The 19,104-nt window shown below is 41.0% G+C and carries 16 protein-coding genes and 2 pseudogenes; 9 read left to right on the forward strand and 9 right to left on the reverse strand.

All coding sequences use genetic code 11. The features are described 5' to 3' along the window. Positions 1-4 precede the first annotated feature (4 nt). Positions 5-934, reverse strand: coding sequence for a ribose-phosphate pyrophosphokinase (locus tag A3217_RS02465; protein WP_066387526.1), 930 nt, complete (start codon positions 932-934; stop codon positions 5-7). 86 nt (positions 935-1,020) lie between these two features. Next, positions 1,021-2,496, reverse strand: a complete 1,476-nt coding sequence (der, locus tag A3217_RS02470) for a ribosome biogenesis GTPase Der (protein ID WP_066387527.1) — start codon at positions 2,494-2,496, stop codon at positions 1,021-1,023. A gap of 92 nt (positions 2,497-2,588) precedes the next feature. Here der and A3217_RS02475 point away from each other — a divergent pair, with 92 nt between their 5' ends. After that, the gene (locus A3217_RS02475; RefSeq protein WP_066387528.1) at positions 2,589-3,191 is read left to right on the forward strand and encodes a hypothetical protein; all 603 of its coding nucleotides are present in this window, start codon (positions 2,589-2,591) and stop codon (positions 3,189-3,191) included. Between the two features lie 13 nt (positions 3,192-3,204). Here the strand turns inward: A3217_RS02475 and coaE are convergent, their stop codons facing one another. The 3 genes from coaE to A3217_RS02490 are packed head-to-tail and all read right to left on the reverse strand — an operon-like array spanning position 3,205 to position 5,862. Then, positions 3,205-3,849 (reverse strand): dephospho-CoA kinase, encoded by a 645-nt coding sequence (gene coaE / locus A3217_RS02480; RefSeq protein ID WP_066387530.1) that lies wholly within the window; start codon positions 3,847-3,849, stop codon positions 3,205-3,207. A gap of 6 nt (positions 3,850-3,855) precedes the next feature. Beyond that, complete coding sequence (locus A3217_RS02485; RefSeq protein WP_066387532.1) at positions 3,856-4,686, reverse strand: spermine/spermidine synthase domain-containing protein; 831 nt, start codon at positions 4,684-4,686, stop codon at positions 3,856-3,858. 3 nt (positions 4,687-4,689) lie between these two features. Beyond that, on the reverse strand, positions 4,690-5,862 hold the full coding sequence (locus A3217_RS02490) for a glutathionylspermidine synthase family protein (RefSeq protein WP_066387534.1): 1,173 nt from the start codon (positions 5,860-5,862) through the stop codon (positions 4,690-4,692). 92 nt (positions 5,863-5,954) lie between these two features. On the opposite strand from A3217_RS02490, the gene A3217_RS02495 reads away from it, so the two are divergent. Next, positions 5,955-7,217, forward strand: coding sequence for a hypothetical protein (locus A3217_RS02495; protein WP_066387537.1), 1,263 nt, complete (start codon positions 5,955-5,957; stop codon positions 7,215-7,217). Between the two features lie 295 nt (positions 7,218-7,512). On the opposite strand, the gene A3217_RS02500 is transcribed toward A3217_RS02495, so the two are convergent. Next, positions 7,513-8,943 carry an apolipoprotein N-acyltransferase gene (locus tag A3217_RS02500; RefSeq protein ID WP_082807851.1) on the reverse strand — a complete coding sequence of 477 codons (1,431 nt, stop codon included), beginning with the start codon at positions 8,941-8,943 and terminating at the stop codon, positions 7,513-7,515. 137 nt (positions 8,944-9,080) lie between these two features. Between A3217_RS02500 and leuC the strand changes: the two genes are divergently transcribed. From leuC to A3217_RS02530, 7 genes and pseudogenes are all read left to right on the forward strand, one after another. After that, positions 9,081-10,349 carry a 3-isopropylmalate dehydratase large subunit gene (leuC, locus tag A3217_RS02505; RefSeq protein WP_231860266.1) on the forward strand — a complete coding sequence of 423 codons (1,269 nt, stop codon included), beginning with the start codon at positions 9,081-9,083 and terminating at the stop codon, positions 10,347-10,349. Between the two features lie 54 nt (positions 10,350-10,403). Then, positions 10,404-10,895, forward strand: a complete 492-nt coding sequence (leuD, locus tag A3217_RS02510; RefSeq protein ID WP_066387539.1) for a 3-isopropylmalate dehydratase small subunit — start codon at positions 10,404-10,406, stop codon at positions 10,893-10,895. 3 nt (positions 10,896-10,898) lie between these two features. Then, a complete protein-coding gene (gene leuB, locus A3217_RS02515) occupies positions 10,899-11,969 on the forward strand; it encodes a 3-isopropylmalate dehydrogenase (RefSeq protein ID WP_066387541.1) in 1,071 nt (356 codons plus the stop codon). A gap of 319 nt (positions 11,970-12,288) precedes the next feature. After that, positions 12,289-12,387: pseudogene (locus tag A3217_RS09310) on the forward strand (ribose-phosphate pyrophosphokinase); the annotation flags it as partial. Positions 12,388-12,411: 24 nt separating this feature from the next. After that, positions 12,412-13,164: pseudogene (locus tag A3217_RS09655) on the forward strand (glycosyltransferase family A protein); the annotation flags it as partial. A gap of 962 nt (positions 13,165-14,126) precedes the next feature. Beyond that, entirely contained in the window at positions 14,127-15,350 is a 1,224-nt protein-coding gene (gene creD, locus A3217_RS02525) for a cell envelope integrity protein CreD (protein WP_066387548.1), read from the forward strand. An 18-nt stretch (positions 15,351-15,368) separates the two neighbouring features. Then, positions 15,369-16,841, forward strand: coding sequence for a replicative DNA helicase (locus A3217_RS02530; protein ID WP_066387551.1), 1,473 nt, complete (start codon positions 15,369-15,371; stop codon positions 16,839-16,841). A gap of 36 nt (positions 16,842-16,877) precedes the next feature. On the opposite strand, the gene A3217_RS02535 is transcribed toward A3217_RS02530, so the two are convergent. The 3 genes from A3217_RS02535 to eno are packed head-to-tail and all read right to left on the reverse strand — an operon-like array spanning position 16,878 to position 19,096. Then, positions 16,878-17,525 (reverse strand): AMIN domain-containing protein, encoded by a 648-nt coding sequence (locus tag A3217_RS02535; protein WP_066387554.1) that lies wholly within the window; start codon positions 17,523-17,525, stop codon positions 16,878-16,880. Between the two features lie 32 nt (positions 17,526-17,557). Beyond that, the gene (locus A3217_RS02540) at positions 17,558-17,809 is read right to left on the reverse strand and encodes a hypothetical protein (protein ID WP_066387557.1); all 252 of its coding nucleotides are present in this window, start codon (positions 17,807-17,809) and stop codon (positions 17,558-17,560) included. Positions 17,810-17,818: 9 nt separating this feature from the next. Continuing rightward, positions 17,819-19,096 (reverse strand): phosphopyruvate hydratase, encoded by a 1,278-nt coding sequence (gene eno, locus A3217_RS02545; protein ID WP_066387558.1) that lies wholly within the window; start codon positions 19,094-19,096, stop codon positions 17,819-17,821. Between the last annotated feature and the right edge of the window lie 8 nt (positions 19,097-19,104).

Consider the following 19,104-nt stretch of genomic DNA (forward strand, 5'->3'; position numbering starts at 1 on the left):
CAATTTAGATAAACAAAGAATTCACGCTTTCACTATGGTGAATCCTGCGAATAACTTCCGCAAAAAGTGGGACGACACTAAGCACCTTTATTTTCTTGCTTTGCGTGCGCAAGGGAATCGAGTTTGTTACCACGATTTCATCAAGCGCGCTATTTTCTATGCGCTCAAATGCTGGACCACTCAACACTGGATGCGTGCCAATCGCCATAACACTCTTTGCCCCGCGCGATTTTAAGACATCTGCTGCCTTACACATTGTGCCGGCGGTATCTATCATATCATCGACTAAAATCACATCTTTCCCACTCACATCGCCGATGATATTCATCACTTCACTTTCATTTGCGCGCTCACGCTTTTTATCCACAATCACCAAATCAAGTCCCAGCTTATCCGCAAAATAGCGCGCACGTGAAACTCCCCCGATATCGGGGCTTGCAACGATTGGATTGCCGAAATGTTTCGCCTTGATATAATCCCTAAATACAATCGAGCCATACAAATTATCCACAGGAATATCAAAAAATCCCTGAATCTGCCCTGCGTGCAAATCCATCGTAATAAGGCGATTTATCCCAGCATTTTGGATAAGGTTTGCCACGAGTTTTGCGCTGATTGGTACGCGCGGGGCGGCTTTCCTATCTTGACGCGCATAGCCAAAGTATGGCACTACCGCATTAATGCTATTTGCCGCACTGCGTTTGAGCGCATCTGTCATAATGAGTAGCTCCATAAGATTGTCATTTGTCGGCGCGCAGGTGGGCTGGATAATAAATATATCTTTACCACGCACAGATTCTTTAATCTGCACATTTATCTCACCATCGCTAAAGCGCGTTACGCTCGCATTTGAAAGCACAATATCAAGGTATTTGCTAATTTCAGCACCAAAATCTGGGTGCGCAGAGCCACAAAAAATCTTATAACTTCGCATATACTGCCTTTTTGTGTGGGATTTTGGGTTCAAAGTGGGAATTGTAAAGAAATTTTGCTTAACTTTGCTTATAGAATCCCTGAAACTCACTCTAAATCCGCAGAGCTATCCGCAAAATCCTCATCCCTTTGACTTGATTTTTTCCTTGCTTCAATGATAATTGGGACGCCACTAAAATCGCATTCCTCGCGCAATGTATTTATCAAATAGCGCTTATAGCTGAAATGCAGGGCATTTGGGCGATTCATCACAAGGCTAATTTGTGGCGGGCAGATTCCAAACTGCGTGACGTAATAGATTTTAACAATCTTGCCTCTATCGCTTGGCAAATGGTGCTTGGTGGTGGCATTTGAGATAATATCATTGAGCTTTGCGGTTGGGATTCTGTAATTAAAATTTCTCCAAACTTCTAGAATCTTTTTTTTCAGCGCATTGATATTGCGCTTATCCTTGGCACTCACACACACCATAGGCGCGTAATCAAGGAATTTGAACTTGTATTTAATCTCCTGTTTTATGCTCTTAAAATCCGCGCGCGCGATGTCCCATTTATTAAGCACGATGATAATGCCAAGATTATGCTTTGGTACAAGAGAGGTAATTTTTTCATCAAGCTCGACAAAAGGTTGCGAGCAATCCAGCACCAAAAGCGCGATATGGGATTTTGAAAGCGCCTTATTTGTCCTATCAAGCGCGTATTTTTCAATGCCCTCAATCTTGCCAGCGCGCCTAATCCCAGCTGTATCAATAAAGCGCAAAGTCTTGCTTTCAAACTCTGTGCTTTCATCAACAGGGTCAATTGTCGTGCCAGCAATCTCGCTTACAATGCTTCGATTTTGTCCTAAAAGCGCGTTTAGCAGCGAGCTTTTGCCGACATTGACGCGTCCGATGATTCCAATATGGATTTCTTGATTTTCATCTTGATTGTGTGCGGAATTTGCTATAAATTCTTCGATACTTACATCTTGGCTTGTGTTTTGATTTTGCAAAATCGCTAGATTCTGTGTGTGCGCATCTTGGCTTTGTAAATCAAGCGCGCGTGCGATAGAATCCTGCAATGTGCTAATGCCACGATTATGCGCCACAGAAATGAAAAACATCTCCTTAATCCCAAGCGCGCTAAATTTCCACGCTTCAAGCTTGAGTTTGTCATTATCGATTTTGTTGAGCACCAAAAACACACGCACCTTTTTTTGTAAGCCCCGAATAATGCGTGTATCCTCCTCATTAATCTCCGCGCGCCCATCAACGACATACAGCACCAAGTCAGAATCTGCCCCTGCCTTAAGGCTTGCTTCACTCACTTGCTTAAAAAGCTCGGCGCGTTTTTGCGCGTATTTAAGCGCTTTTTTATTGGATTCTAACTCGGCATTTTGGTTTGCATCAATCCCACCAGAATCTAACAAAGTAAGCGGTGTGTTATTTACCACACACACACCTTTTTTGATGTCTCTTGTAGTCCCGCTAAAATCCGATGTAATCGCGCTTTGCTCCTTGCATAAGCGATTGAAAAGCGAGCTTTTGCCGACATTTGGCTTGCCTAAAATCGCGATGGTTTTCATTCTGCTAAAACCCCTTATTTTTTACTTAAAATTTAAAAAACTTTTAACGATATGTTAGCGAAGTTTTGCCTAAAAAAATGTAAAGGATAACAATGAAAAAGACGCTATGGGCGTGTAAAATAGCACTTTGTATGATGATTGTAGCAAATAGTTTTGTGCTTGGGGATAATTTTTTGTCTTTAAGCAAGAGTGGGAAAATCCTACAAAGAGTGGGATTTATTGAGGGTGATTCGTATGAGTATGAGCGCACAGAAGTAGAATTTGGGCTTTATGAAGAACGCGCGGTAATTTTTATCAAATCAAAAGAGTTGAAAGACTTTATCGCGGGCAAAAAAAGTGGCGATGACACCATTAGCGCGATTTATACAAAAAATGGTTTTACCGCCACAAGGACAAATTTCAAAAATCCGCGCAAGAGCTTTTATTACCACAGCACGCGGGATTCTAGACTTTATGAAAAAATCGCGCCAAAGAGTTTCGCGCTAAAGCAAGTGGAGCCAGAGATTTTTGTGATTGAGAATTTCACAAGCCACATTATGTCCTCCTCGTGCAATATCGTGCGGAGCAACACTTTCACGCGTCAAAGTGATAAAAAAGAGCTTATTTTAAACACACAGAAAAACTACGCGCCAAAGGAGCAAAATATCACTTTTCATTTAGAATGCGAGATAAATACAGATGAGGAATATTTATAAAAATTGTGTGAATCTAGCTAAGTTGCGCGCAAAAATCCTCAACTGCGCTTTGCAATTCCTTTATGCCATTTGTATTTATGATAACAAAATCTGCTAGTTCGCGCTTTTTTTCAATATCAATTTGAGAATCTAGTCGCGCGTTAATGCTTTTTTCATCTAAATTATTGCGCTTTTTCACACGCGCCAAACATAGCTCCCTTGGCGCATACACCACCGCAACAAATGCCACAGGATAGCGAGCTTTTGCGCCAGATTCAAAAAACAACGGAATATCTAGGAAATATGGCACGCAAGATTTTTCAAGCTCTTTTGCCTGTGTTAAAATGCGCTCTTGAATTTTTGGGTGCAAAATAGATTCTAAGTCCTTGCGCGCTTTTTCATCGCCAAAAACAAGTGCGCCGAGCTTTTTTCTATCAATTGTTGTGTTTGTAGCTTTTGAGCCTGTTTTATCTGCGAAATCTTGTTTGATAGAATCCTCTTGCAAAATCTCTTCACCAAAGCGCGTTAGCACTTCTCCTGCGCACGATTCTAACACTTCGTGCGCGATAGTATCTGCACAAATCACCTTATAGCCGTGCAGCTTCAAAAGGCTTGCTACACTACTTTTTCCGCTACCGATACAGCCTGTAAGCGCGATGGCGTATTGCAAAGTTTCCATAATTTTTTAAAACTTCGCCACATTTTTAAGCGCAGAATCTATGAAATTTGGCAAAGCAAAAACTTGCTTATGCACGCTGGCGTTGTAGTATTTAAGCGCATCGATAAAATCAATCTTTGCAAGCACCATATCGCTTGTGGGGTGGTATTTGCGCGAGGCAAACACATAGCTTTTATCATTCAAAATACTCACGCTTGGGAAAAATGGCAGTATTACCTCAAAAAAATCCCTCGCTTGCGCAATGCCCTCTTTAAAACCCTCCATATCAAGCATTGGGTGCTTATTAGCATAGAGCAAAATCCCGCGCTCACTTAGCATACGCGATAATCCATCGATTGTATGCGCGCTAAGTTTAGAATCTGAAATAATCACATCATATTTTGCAATATCCAAATCAATAATATTCTCAAAAAGCCTAAAGCGCGGGTTTTGACGCGTCAAGGAAAAATGCTCAAAAAAATCAATCAAAGAATCTAAGCATTTTGTATCCTCCTGCACGAAATCCACGCACACATCGCTATGCTTAAGTGCTTCAAAGGCAATTTCAATATTGAAACTATCATAAACTAAAACGCGCAAAGATTTCGTAGCATTTAGATTCTCTAGCCCTAAGTGTGAATCTAGCGGCAAAGTGCAGATTCCGATATGCCCCAAAAGCTCGCTATGCACAAAAAGATACTTTTTCAAAAGCAAATCTTTTTTATCAATGAGTGCCACCTGCTCAAAATCGTTACTTTTAAAAATCTCCAAACTATGCGCGCTAACGCAAGTAAGGATTTGCTCATCAATGGCGTATTCCTGCCTAAAATTTGGGCTTGGTTCGCGTAATATCCACATTTTTTATCCTTTAATCGTGTGTGAAACAAATTTTGAAAAATTATCCACTATTGCCCCGCCCTTGCGGAATCCTAGCCCGCAAGATTCATAGGCAAAAAAAACATTTGGTTGATAAAAGCTCCCATTGTGCGCGTTTAGCTCGTAAAATTGCTGATAGACTTCTTTATGTGCGCCATAGATTCCATCCTTTGCTTCTAACACCTTTGCGTGAGTATCCAAAATCTCCACATTCGCCCCTTCTCTACCAAAAGAGCGCTTGCGCACTTGCTTTGTGCTAAGTGGCTCAAAGCTAGATTCTAGCAATAAAGGGTGTTTTGGGAATAAATCATAGAGAATTTTTAGCATACGCTTGCTTTGAAACATCAACGTATAAGCGGGATTGAGAAAAATCGCATTTTTATTTTGCATCATTTCTTTCATAAGTTGCGCCATTTCTGGTTCATCAATGGCGATAAACTCCCACGGCACGAGCTTGAAAAGAAATTCATAATTCTGCCCCTCATACAATACGCCCTCATTTGCAGAAAATCCCACCTCATCAATGTAGGCAAAGTTCGTCTCAAAGCCTGCTTCGCGCGCCATTTGCTCCAAAAAGCGCGTGGTGGTTTCCTCCTCAATATTGCCTTTCATGCTTGAAAAAAGGATTTTCCACCCTTCATACAGGCTTGCAAAAGCGCTTGTGTCAGAATCTAGTGTAATTAATCGCTTGAAATTTTCACGCAACGCGTTGGCAATATCGTTAAACTGCAGATTCTCATTTAAGTTGTTATGTTTCAAAAGTGCCCATTGCACAAGCGCGGATTCATAAAGCATTGTTGGTGTGTCGGCGTTAAACTCAAGCAGTTTGATAGGCTTCCCATCAAGCCCACCAGCCAAATCAAAGCGCCCATACAAATGCCAGTGGATTTCCTCCTCCCAGCTTTGATAAATCATCTCGTGCAAACTTGGCGGAATATCAAGCTCAAAAAGTAGCTCATTTTCTAGCACATATTCACCCGCCTCCACATACATATCATACAGCTCATTGCTCGCGTTGTAAAACGCTTCTGCCTCATCTTGGCTAATATGCACGAGCTCATTTTCGATATAAGGTGTATTATCAGAATCTGTGTGCCAGCCTAGTCCGATTTCCTCTAGCACCTCTTTATTTAGAGGTTGTAGTTTGGTTACTTCCATAGTCTTGTTCCTTAGGTGTTGTGAATCTTAAAGTATTATACAAAAAGTCGATAATAACTTTCGGCTTTCAAGTTTAAAACAAGGAGTTAAAGATGAAAAAATTACATATTTCATTGCTTGCGACAAGCCTTGCGGCGAGCGCAGCTTTGAGTGCAGAAGTCACACCTTTTGGTTTCTTAGGTGCGTATTATTCTCAAGGGTTACAAAGTATGGGAGCTTATAATTCTGATAATAAAGCTGAGCAGGAAGCCTATATGGCTGCAGCTGCGCGCTTGGGCTTAGATATTGGTTTGGGGCAAAATTTTAGTTTTGGTGTAGGGTTGCAAGGTGCATTTCCTTTCTATCAAAATTATTACTCACAGAATAAACAACAACCAGTAGGCGATGTGCATTATCCGCAAAATTATGATGTCTCTGATGCGTATTTGAAGTATGACAACAAAGCAACTTCATTTGTCGCAGGACGCTTTGATGTGGGGCAGTTCTATTATGGCAAAGATAGAAAAGAGTATTCGGGCATGGATTGGCTTTGGGGAAATATCCAAGGTGCGGCGCTTAATATCAAAGGTCAAAATATAGGAATCTGGGGCTTATGGATGAACTCAAAGCTAGGTGTGTATGGCAATCAAAATCGTATGGCGTATGAAATGGCACGCTTTGGCACTTTCAGCGCGTGGAAGCACAATCACGCAGGTGAAGTGTTTATGGGTGGAGTAGATTTTGATTATGATGTGTTTAAGTTTAGCCCTTATGTGATGTTTGACACAGACAATCAGCATTCAAAAGCCTCAGGGACAAAGAGCGTGCTAAGTGCTGGTGCAAAAGTTGTGCTTGATATTAAAGGCAATGGCGTTCGCTCAATCACTACTTTGCGTGGATTATGGCAACAATATGAAAGTGCGAATCAAACTATCAACCCTACACTTTTATGGGCAGATGAAGAGTTGATATTCTCTGATATTTTCAAAATTGGGGCAGGTTATATCTCCACAAATAAATATAGCGCACAACTCTATGGGCACGATAATAGTAGATTCTATGGCTATCGCGGAGGTTTAGTAGGTTCAAAATATTATGGGACTAATCCACTTCTATACGGTGGCTCAAATGCAAGCACTTGGTATGTATTCACTGGACTTAAGCCAGATTCGCGACTAGAGCTTGATTTGCTTTATTCAGGTGGCGATTATTCAGAAATCTCTGCAGTAGGTCAATTAAGAATTTTTGGAACAAATGAAAGCACAAATGCTAAAATTGGTGGTGGATTTGTAAGCACAAATGACTACAACAGGGAAAAAACCAATAATAACAAGCGCAGAAATAACGCTATTGTTTTCCTTAAGCTCTCTTTCTGATACTACAAACTTAAAAATGGAATATTCCATTTTTAAGGAATTTTCATTCCTCTTATTCGGCGCATTCAGCATTTTTCAACTAACAAAAATTAAATCCTGCTCCGCTGTTTTAGAATCTAAATTCTAAAAGCTAAGATATCAAGATATTTCGCTTGCGCTAGATTCTCCAAACAGCGTTGCAGAATCCACAAATCCAATCAACCAAAACGCGCCGAGTATGTGCGCGAAGCGGAGCTGAAGCGGGATTCACTCCCGCGCAGGCGATACACTCAAAGGAATAGAATTTAGAATCCACTTATGGCGTAATGATAAAACTTTTACTTCCATTTGCTGCGTGTAAAATCACGCTTTCAAATTTGCGCGCATAATATTTTAAAAGCATTTTTTGCAAAGTGGGCTCGATACTTGGATAAAACCACGCATTATTGCTAATCGCCAACACATAACGTGGATAATCATAATAAAGCGCCCTATCTGTGGCTTCATAGCAAATCCCCACACGAAAATCATAGCCCAAAAGTGAAATATCCCCAAACTCCTTCCCACGAGCAAAATCAAACTCTTCTAAAAATGAAAAAGCTTTTTTAATAAATGTAGGCACAGGCATATACTCGCCAAAAGGCGCTAGCACAACCTTATCCACACGAGAAACTTTAGAATCCGCAAACACAAAAAGGCTATTGTAATATTGAGAATCTCGCACTGAAAGCGCGCCTGTGATGATTGTAATCTCTTTTGAAAGCTCTAAAAGCAATTCATAAAAGTTCGGATAATTTTTCAAATCCGCTTCAAGTGAAAACGGGAAGGCATTTTCTGGTAATACGACTACGCGCTTTCCATTATTTTTTGCCTCATAAATGTGCGCGAAATTTTCAATCACAATTTCTTGTAATTTTTGTGCGCTCCATTTGAACTCTTGAGGCACATTTGTGCTGATAAGTGCGATATTTTCAAACTCCTTTGGCACACTAGATTCCATAAAAGTCTTAAAATCAAGTGCAAAAACAAGACAAAACACGCCAACAGCAAGCCTAGCGCGCGTAAAAGTGATAAAACAATACAACGCGCACACAAGCAAGGTAAAATGCAAAAAATCCACGCCAAAATAACTATAAGCTAAAAAACTCTGCGTATTCAGCCAGTCGAAGCCAAAAGGCGCGATAAATCCAAGTAGCAACAAGCCCAAAAGGCGCACCACAAGGCATTCACAAAATGCAATAAACCAAAAAATCACCCCATAAATAAGCGCTACCGCAATGCTAATAACCGGCACAAGCGCGCTTAGCCCGATAAAACGAAAGCTAAGTCCAACCCAATAAAAACAAAAAATCCCCACAAAAAACCCAACGCCAAAGCGTCGCGACTTAGGCATACGCAAATACACATAGATACTAAGCACACCTAAAACACTACCTACAAAAAGCGGAATCTCGCGCCCAAATATACTTTCAAACAAATGCAAACCATACAAAGGCGCACAAAAGGCAAACGCAAGAGCACAATCAACCAAGACGATGTAGATTGCGCGAAAAAGCTTAGAGGTATTTTGCGCGTTTTTTGATTGATGAGATTGGATTCTATCGTGCTGGCTGGAATCTCTAGAATCTAAAGAAGTGTGAAAAAAAATTCTACAAAGTTTTGCAAACAAAGATTCTATATTTTTCTCAAAACTCGGAATCTCTGTGCTTTCTCTAAATTGACGCATCGCTGTGGTAATTTTTTTCATAACAAAATCCCCAAATTTTTTGCATCATTATAAAATAAAATCAAAAAATATATTTGAAAAATCTAAGCCTACATAAAGCGCAAAATGCTACAATCGCAACTTTTGAAAGAAGCAACATAATCTTTAAGGACAAGAAAATGAGCGCGATGACAATGACTCAAAAACTTTTGGCATATGCGGCGGGGATGGATTCTGTAAAAGCGGGTGAGCTTATTATGGCAAAGCTTGATATGGTGCTAGGCAATGATATTACCACGCCTGTGGCAATTAACGCCTTTAAAAGCGCGAAGTTTAACAAGGTGTTTGATAAAAGTAAGGTTTCGCTTGTGATGGATCATTTTGCGCCAAATAAAGACATAAAAGCCGCCACGCAAAGCCAGCAGTGCCGACATTTCGCGCAGGAATTTGATATTAAGCATTACTACGATGTGGGAAATATGGGCGTAGAGCACGCGCTTTTGCCAGAGCAAGGAATTGTTACAATTGGCGATGTGGTGATTGGCGCGGATTCTCACACTTGCACTTATGGCGCGCTTGGAGCATTCTCCACAGGTGTGGGAAGCACAGATATGGCTGTGGGTATGGCAAGTGGCAAGGCGTGGTTTAAAGTCCCTAGCGCGCTCAAATTTAACCTAAGCGGCAAGCTTAAGCCCTATGTGAGCGGTAAAGATGTGATTTTGCATATTATCGGGCTCATTGGCGTTGATGGTGCGTTGTATAAAAGTATGGAATTTAGCGGTAGTGGGCTGAAAAATCTTAGCATCGATGATAGGCTCTGTATCGCAAATATGGCGATTGAAGCGGGTGCGAAAAATGGAATTTTTGAAGTCGATGATGTAACAATTGCTTATGCCAAAGGCAGGAGTAATCGCGAGTTTAGAATCTTTAGCGCAGATGAAAACGCAGAATATGAGCGCGTGTTTGACATTGATTTGGGTGCGATTGAGCACACGGTAGCTTTTCCGCATTTGCCAGAAAACGCGCGTACTAAAGAGCAATGGGGCGAAATCAAAATCGATCAAGTCGTCATTGGCTCTTGCACAAATGGGCGCTTTAGTGATATGGAAGCCGCAGCAAAGATTCTTAACGGCAAAAAAATCGCTAAAAATACGCGCTGTATCGTAATCCCCGCCACGCAAAATATCTATTTAGAATGTATTGCAAAAGGGCATTTAAAAACTTTTATAGAAGCTGGTTGCGTAGTTTCAACGCCAACTTGCGGACCTTGTCTAGGCGGACATATGGGAATCTTGGCTGCGGGGGAAAAATGCGTCTCCACGACAAATCGCAACTTTGTCGGGCGTATGGGACACACCACAAGTGAAGTATATCTTGCCTCACCTGAAGTTGCCGCCGCAAGCGCAATCGCTGGAATCCTCGCCGCGCCTGAAGATGTGATGGGGTGAGAAACTAGCATTTTTTATTACTTTGACAGAGTAAATTTTATTCAAGGAGCAACAATGAAAACACAAGGTTTTGCGCACAAATATAGCGATAATGTCGATACAGATGTGATTATCCCCGCGCGCTATCTCAACACCACCGACAATAAGGAGCTTGCAAGCCATTGTATGGAAGATATTGATAAGGAATTTGTCAAAAAAGTGCAGAATGGCGATATTATGGTTGGTGGCTGGAACTTTGGCTGTGGCTCAAGCAGAGAGCACGCGCCAATCGCTATTAAAGCAAGCGGGATAAGTTGCATTATCGCAAAATCCTTTGCGCGCATTTTCTATCGCAATGCTATCAATATCGGACTTGCCATTATAGAATCCCCCGAAATTGCAGATTCTATCGCAAATGGCGATAAGGTGGAAATTGATTTTCAAAGTGGCATTATCACTAATCTCAACACACGAAAATCCCACGCCACAGAGCCTTTTCCGCCTTTCATACAAGAAATCATCAACGCAAATGGCTATCTTAACTGGATTGCCGCAAACAAGGAGTAGATAATGCAAAAGACAATCGCGCTCATTAGGGGTGATGGCATAGGTCCAGAGGTGGTAAATCAAGCACTTAAGGTATTAAAGCGCGTAGAGGAGAAATTCGGGCATAAGTTTGTTTATAGTGATGTGCTTGCGGGAGGTGTGGCGATTGATGTATGCGGAGAATGCCTACCGCAGGAGAGTATCGAACTTTGCAAAAAAAGTGATAGCGTGCTTTTGGGCGCAGTAGGTGGGGAAAAATGGGACAAAGAACCAAGCCACAACCGACCAGAAAAGGCACTGCTTAGAATCCGCAGTGAGCTTGAAGTCTTTGCAAATATCCGCCCAGCCACACTTTTTGCGCAGTTAAAAGAATCTAGCCCGCTGAAAGCCTCGATTTTGGAGCGCGGGATTGACTTTGTTATCGTGCGTGAGCTCACAGGAGGTGTGTATTTTGGCGAGCATACGACACAAGGAAATGCGCGAAATCGCGTAGCAAGCGACATTATGCGTTATAGTGAATCTGAAATCGAACGTATCGCACGCGTGGGCTTTGAGCTAGCGCGCAAGCGAAGCAAAAGACTAACGAGCGTGGATAAGGCGAATGTGCTAGATTCTAGTAGGCTGTGGCGCGAGGTGGTGGAGCGCGTGCATAGCGAGTTTAGCGATGTGGAGCTAAGCCATATGTATGTGGATAATGCGGCGATGCAGATTGTGCGCGCGCCTAGCCAGTTTGATGTGATTTTGACAGAAAATATGTTTGGGGATATTTTGAGCGATGAGGCAAGCGTGATAACAGGCACGATTGGCGTAATCCCCTCTGCTTCGCTAGGACAAGGCGAAGTGGGGCTATATGAGCCCATACACGGAAGCGCGCCGGACATTGCGGGGCAGGATTTGGCAAACCCACTTGGCACGATTTTAAGCGCAGCGATGATGCTAGAGCTTTCATTTGCGATGAAAGATGAAGCGCAAGTGGTGCAAAAAGCGGTGCAAAAGGTGCTAGATGAAGACTATCGCACCGCGGATATGATGAGTGAAGGCAAACAGCGCGTGGGTTGTGAGAAAATGGGCGATTTGGTAAGCCAAAGAATCTAAAATCCCCAAACCGCGTTGCAGAATCCACAGAATCTTAACAATCAAAACACGCCGAGTATGCACGCGTAGCGGAGCTTGTCAGGGGCTTTGTTCTTGTAAGTGATACATTTTAAGGAATAGAGGCGGAGCTGAAGCGGGATTCATTTCCGCGAGGCGATACAATTTAAAGGAATAGAATCTAAATTCTAAAAACTAAGATATTAAGATATTTCGCTTGCGCTCAATATGACAAAATATATTTCATCCTGAGCCTTTAGGCGAAGAATCTAAGATAGAATCTTAGATTCTCAAACTTCCAAAAAAAGATAAAATACGCACGCAAAGCAAGAAAATAAAAGTGCTTAGTGTCGTCCCACTTTTTGCGGAAGTTATTCGCAGGATTCACCATAGTGAAAGCGTGAATTCTTTGTTTATCTAAATTGTGATTTAAAAAGGATAGTTTATGGATAAAATTCCATCCCCCAAACTCAATCAAAAGCAAGAAAAGAAAGTGGGCGTAGTTATCCCAATCTACAATGTGGAGCAATATTTAAGAGAATGCTTAGATTCTGTAATCAATCAAACCTATAAGAATCTACATATAGTTTTAGTCAATGATGGAAGCACAAAAGCACAGAATCTAGAAATAGCAAAAGAATATGTTTTAAGAGATTCTCGCTTTGTCCTCCTTGATAAAGAAAATGGAGGACAAAGCAGTGCTAGAAATGTAGGGATTGAATATTTCAGTGGGAATATAACACTGCAAAAAAGCAATATTGAGGAATACAAAAGCCAAGACAAACAAAACATAAGCAAAAAAGAAACAGGATTTGCTAAGAGAATCCTAAATGAGCAAATAGGGGGGGGGGATAATACTAGTTTAAAAGCTACAAACCCAATCAACCAACAAAACGCAAAGTATGAACGCGAAGCGGAGCCAAGCGGGATTCACTCCCGCGCAGGCGATAGCATTGAAGGAATAAAAGCTCTACAAACCTATGAAGTTACAAACCCAAATCCCTATAATATTAAGAAAGTCTTTACACAAGCTAGCAAAGCACAAGAAAATACTTTGCAAAATGACACCAAAAACTCTCTAAACTCTCTAAACTCTTTAGAATCCACACATACCATTCATATTTCTCCACATATTGATTACATTATCTTTTTGGATTCTGATGATTATTGGGAAAAGGAATGTGTAGAGGAGTGTGTGAGGGGATTTGCTAGATGCGAGGAGCGGGGCGAAAGTGTGGAGATTGTGTGGTTTTCTTGTGATGTTTTTTTTGATGGCATTGCGCAGTTTGAAACTTATGAGGAGGTATTGTATCCCGCTCAATGCACAATTACCCCAAAGCAATGGCTAGATAATCTCATAAGACTTAATAAACAGGGTTTCACTTCTGCTTGGGATACACTTATTGATTTTTCTTTTTTAAAATCGCACAAACTCTATTTTCCTAATGGCATTATTTACGAAGATGAGGGCTTTGGCGAGATGCTGTTTATGAGTGCGAATCGCATTTGCTTCACGCCTAAAAAATTATACAATTACAGGCTTCGTCCAAATAGCACAACTTTTCAAGACACCACTTCTATCGCGCCGTATTTGATGCCTTTTTACAATGTATTTTTTAAAGATATAATCGCCACTAAGGAATACAATGGGATTTCATCACGCGCACGCCTTTTCTTACAACTTTTAGAGTTTTTCGATACATTCAAAGATAAAGAGCTAGCAGAGCTAGCAAAAAAGACTTTTTTGCCAAGCAACGCGCACGCCTATTTCAAACTCCTTAATTCCGCCAAAGATCCGCTAAATTTGCTCCCAAAGCTAGACTTGACAAAACCCTATATCACAAATTCTAAGCTTAGTTTGTTTGCAAGGTTGTATCTTAATTACCCAAAAGTGCGGGGGTTTTTGCTATTTTTTAAACGCGGTTATGAAGTTCAGCGCATTTTTGAGCGCAAGATTCGCAGAAAGATTTTCAAAAAATACAAGCAACGATAGGCTTTAGGATTTGAAGTGAGATTTACAGATTCTATAAAAAAACTTCTTTTTTGCTCATAAAACAATCCACAAAATCGCAAAAAATTTTAAGAAGAAACAAGAAATCATCATTGTATAATGAACGCCTACAATCCCGCTGAAAATCTCGTGTAAAAGGAATCTGAAATATGAAATCAAATACAAAAAAAGCCTTTATTTTGCTTGCGTTTTTTGTTGTTTCTTTGTTGCCATTAGCACTTATTTATGACAATTTAAGCACGCGCAAATACAACTATAATTCTGTGATAGCGGAGATTAGCCACTCTTATGGCGTGATGAAAAGTCTTTCAGCGCCATTGCTTGTGGTGCCGGGTGTAGAAGATGGCGAGGAAATTTATAGCTTTTTTAATGCGCTAGATTCTGAAGTGCAAATATATCTAAAACCACAAGTAAAATCTCGTGGAATCTACCGCGCTGTGGTATATCAAGGCGACGCGGAATTTAGGCTTAAATTTAAGAGCGATGAAATGAAAGAGGCGCAAAAGAGAGTAAAGCTTGATTGGGAGAGGGCGTCTTTGCGTTTGAAAGTCGATAGTAACGCAAGTTTAAGTGTTTATGACAAAAATGACAAGCCACTAAGCTTTAGTATGAACTACACTTGGATGAATATTCCGCTTGGAGCTTTTTTTGTCGATGAGGACATTTTGATCAATGAGGCTTTTTTGCTAAACAAAGAAATTATATTTCGCCTTTCTTTCAAGGGTTCAGAAAGCTTTTCCTTTGTACCGATGGGGCAAAATGAGCATATTATGATGCATTCTTCTTGGAAAAATCCATCATTTGATGGAATCTTGCCTGATAATATTGAGAAAAAAGATGGTTTTAGCGCGCAATGGAGCGTAAGAAACCCTGAATACATTTTTCAAACAGAGGCGCAAGCTAAAGACACACCAATAAAAAGCCTAGAGGTAAAATTGCTAGATTCTATGACGGAATACCGCTTGATTGAGCGTTCCATAAAATATGGAATCCTCTTTATCGCTCTGACTTTGGCGCTGTTTTTTATCTGTGATGTTGGCTTGCAAAAAAGACTGCATATTTTGCAATATTTCATCATAGGCGCGACACTCGTGGCATTTTATATGTTGCTACTTTCATTGTCTGAACAAATTGGTTTTGTTGGCGCGTATCTTGTTGCGATGCTTTCTGTTGTCGTGCCAACCGCGCTTTATGCCTTTGGGATTATGCGTGATAAGAAATTTGCCTTGCTTGTTGGTGGTGCTTTGTGTGCGCTGTATCTCGCGCTCCTTGGAATCTTAAAAATTGAGAATTACTCACTTTTATTAGGAAGCGTTCTTTTAATGGTTGTGCTGTATTTTGCAATGTTTTTAACAAGGCATTTGCGCACATAGCGTAAATAAGGGAGATAAATGCAAAACCAAAACACCCTTATACAAATTGAAAAGGCGGTGCTTTCGTCAATTATTTTTGCACCTAGCAATTTTGAGGATATTGCAAGCGTGCTAAAAGCGCGCGATTTTTCACTCAAAAGCCACCAATTGCTTTTTGAGCTTATGCAGGAATGCGAAAAGCTTGAGTTGCCGCTAGATTCTGAAATTTTGCTACAACGTTCCGCTGGGAAAATCAATGAAAATGAGCTTATAGAAATTGCGAGTATTAACCCGATTGCAAATATCGAGGCGTATGTAAGAGAGATAAAAGAAGCGTCAATCAAGCGTGATTTGCGCGAGTTGGCAAATATTTTGCGTGAAAAATCTCTTGAAAGTGCGGAAAAATCCCAAGAAATTATGGATTTAATCGAGCGCAGAATGAGCGAAATCTCACTTGAAAATATCACGCGTAGCAATTTTCAATCTTCTCACGAAGTCGTGGTGAAAACACTTGAGCATTTAGAGAATCTTAAAGCGCGCGGAAACCAAGTGCTAACCGGGCTTACAACAGGATTTCACGATTTAAATATGCTGACAACGGGCTTTAATAAAGGTGATCTTATTATCATTGGTGCGCGCCCATCAATGGGAAAAACCGCGCTTGTACTCAATATCGCGCAAAGTATTTTGAACTCTGATAATGGCGTGGCGATTTTTAGCCTTGAAATGCCTTCTGAACAGCTTATGCTAAGAATGCTAAGTGCGCTCACTTCAATTCCCTTGCAGTCCTTGCGTAGAGGGGATTTGAGAGAAAAAGAATGGGAAGATTTAAGTATCTCTGCGGATTCTCTAAGTCAAAAAGATCTTTTTATCGATGATGGCAGTATGCTAAATATCGCGCAGCTACGCTCTAAACTGCGCCGATTGAAACGTCATAATCCAAATATTAGTATTGCGATTGTGGATTATTTGCAACTTATGATAGGCGATAGGAATCAAGGTAGGCAGGTAGAAGTGAGCGATATTTCACGCGGGCTAAAAACACTTGCACGTGAGTTAGAAATCCCAATTATCGCGCTTTCCCAGCTTAGCAGAAGTTTAGATTCTCGCGATGATAAGCGCCCTATACTTTCAGATTTGCGGGATTCTGGTGCGATTGAGCAAGATGCGGATATGATACTTTTCTTGTATCGCGATGATGTGTATCAAAAGCACGATGATAAGCAGCGTCTCGCGCGCTTGAAAAAAGAGGGTAAGGAAAAGGAGTTTAAGCCTGAATACCAAGAAAAAGAAATCGAGCCTGCCGAAATCATTGTGGCAAAAAACCGCAATGGCGAGACAAAGTCCGTGTATGTGCAGTTTAATAAACGCTTCACGCGCTTTGAAGACAAGCATAGAGGTGATGGAGAGAATATAGCGCATACACAGACGCGCTTTGAGCCAGATTCTGAAAATGGCGGCGTAAGGCTGGATGTCAATGAAGTGACAAATTTAGCCAAGCAGTTTGAATAGCTTAGAATCTATGGCGCGCGGATTGTGTTAAGTGGATTATCTTAAGCGGAGCAAATAGCCGTCGTTTTGTGCTTGCAAGTCATAGTCATATTGTCCATCAAGCTCTAAAGTAATGCGGTAAAAATCATCGTGGCTTGTAAGCGCAATGCTTTTAAAATATTTTTTATCCACTGCAAGATTTTCATTTAGCGCCTTGTCTAAATCATCAAAGTCAAGCACTATGCGATAAGGTGCGGGTAAAAGAAAATTGCGGAGAACTTTACGCTTTGTGACGATAAAAAGGGTGTTTTCGTTGAAATTAAACTCAAATACGCCAAGATTAAATCGATTTTCACTTGTATATTGCGCACCTATGGCATTTTGTGAAAGGCGTAAAGGATAATGCCAATCGATGCTTTTTTCAAGTTCGATTTCTTTCACACTCTGCGTCCCATCGATGTTTTGATAAGTAATGCTGACTTTTTTTACAATGCGTGCGGTGGATGGCAACTCAATATCGATATTTTTTAGAATCTCATTCTTTAACTCTTTGTGGCTGTGAATTCCCTCTTTTGGTGTTATCTCTGGCTCGAAAGGATTAGCGCGCGCGTGAAGGAAGTTTGCAAACAGACTTAAGAAGCTAAAAAAAATAAAGCCTGCTTTTAAATAATTTAGACAAACACCAAAAGTCTGAAAAACTCGCAAAGCCTCTCCCTCCTTGTAAATTACTAAAAATTTTAAGGCTCTAATCCTCTAAGTTCAAAAATTTCTTTCTGAATCTTCGCATTTTGCTTTTGCAGAGAATCTATCTCTTCAATGAACGCATTTTGCTGATATTTTAGCTTTAATAAACTTCGCAAGGAAATATCGCCAAAAAGTAGTATCACACCATAGCTAAAAAGTCCAAGTACGATGCAAAATGCCACCAAAAAATAGCGATTAGTTTCAAACCATCGCCGAAGTTTTGAAGGTGTGTCAAAAAGCTGCATAAAAGTTTCTTATTTTTTGAAGAGTTTCGCACCCAAATATTCGCTGTTTGAAATCTCTGTTTCAATTTCAAGCAGGCGGTTGTATTTGGCAATGCGCTCGCTTCTAGCAGTCGAGCCTGTCTTAATCTCGCCTGTATTTAGCGCGATAGCAAAGTCTGCGATGAAAGAATCCTCGCTCTCCCCACTTCTATGACTCATAATGCAACGATACGCATTGCGTTGTGCCAAGCGCACGCAATCCATTGTTTGCGTAATCGTGCCTATTTGGTTTGGCTTGATAAGCACCGCATTTGCGATATTTTGTTCAATGCCTTGCGCGAGAATCTTCTTGTTTGTCACAAACAAATCATCGCCCACAAGCTGAATCTTACCACCTAGCTTTTGTGTGAGGAACTTCCAACCCTCCCAATCATCTTCACTCAAGCCATCTTCGATTGAAACGATAGGATATTTTTCCACCATTTGCACATAATATTCCACAAGCTCTTGACTACTTAGCTTGCGCCCTTCGCCCGCGAGATTATATATTCCAGAATCTTCGACTAGCTCGCTACTTGCCACATCAAGTGCGATGGCAATATCGCTCCCGGGCTTATAACCGGCTTTTTCAATTGCTCGCAAAATGACTTCGATTGGCTCTGTATTGCTTTTTAGATTTGGTGCAAAGCCACCTTCATCGCCGATACTTGTAATATGCTTTTGCTCACTTAGGATTTTTTTCAGATTCTGATACACTTCCGCGCTTGCCCTTAGAGATTCACTAAAGCTCTCAAAGCCAAGTGGCATAATCATATATTCTTGAAAATCCACGGTGTTTTCAGCGTGCGAGCCACCATTGATGATATTTAGCATCGGCACTGGCAATACAATCGCATTTGCCCCGCCCAAATAACGATACAAAGGGATATTTTGACTTTTTGCCGCAGCCCTAGCAATTGCCATTGAAACACCCAAAGTCGCATTTGCACCGAGTTTTGAGTAATTTTCCGTCCCATCTAAATCTCTTAGCGTAATATCAATAAGCCCTTGATCAAAGGGACTAGCACCCACAAGTGCTTCGCTTATGTTTAAGTCGATATTTTCACACGCCTTGAGTACACCTTTGCCCAAAAAGCGATTTTTGTCTCCATCGCGTAGTTCTAGCGCCTCTCTTTTGCCAGTGCTTGCGCCACTTGGGACGATTGCGCTTGCTTTTGTACCATCGCTCAAAAGCACGACTGCCTTTATTGTTGGATTCCCACGAGAATCCATTACTTCTTGTGAATAAATCTTACTAATATGCACCATTTTTAACT

Origin of the sequence: Helicobacter himalayensis (assembly GCF_001602095.1) — a bacterium.
In the GTDB taxonomy this organism is placed as follows: Bacteria; Campylobacterota; Campylobacteria; order Campylobacterales; family Helicobacteraceae; genus Helicobacter_F; species Helicobacter_F himalayensis.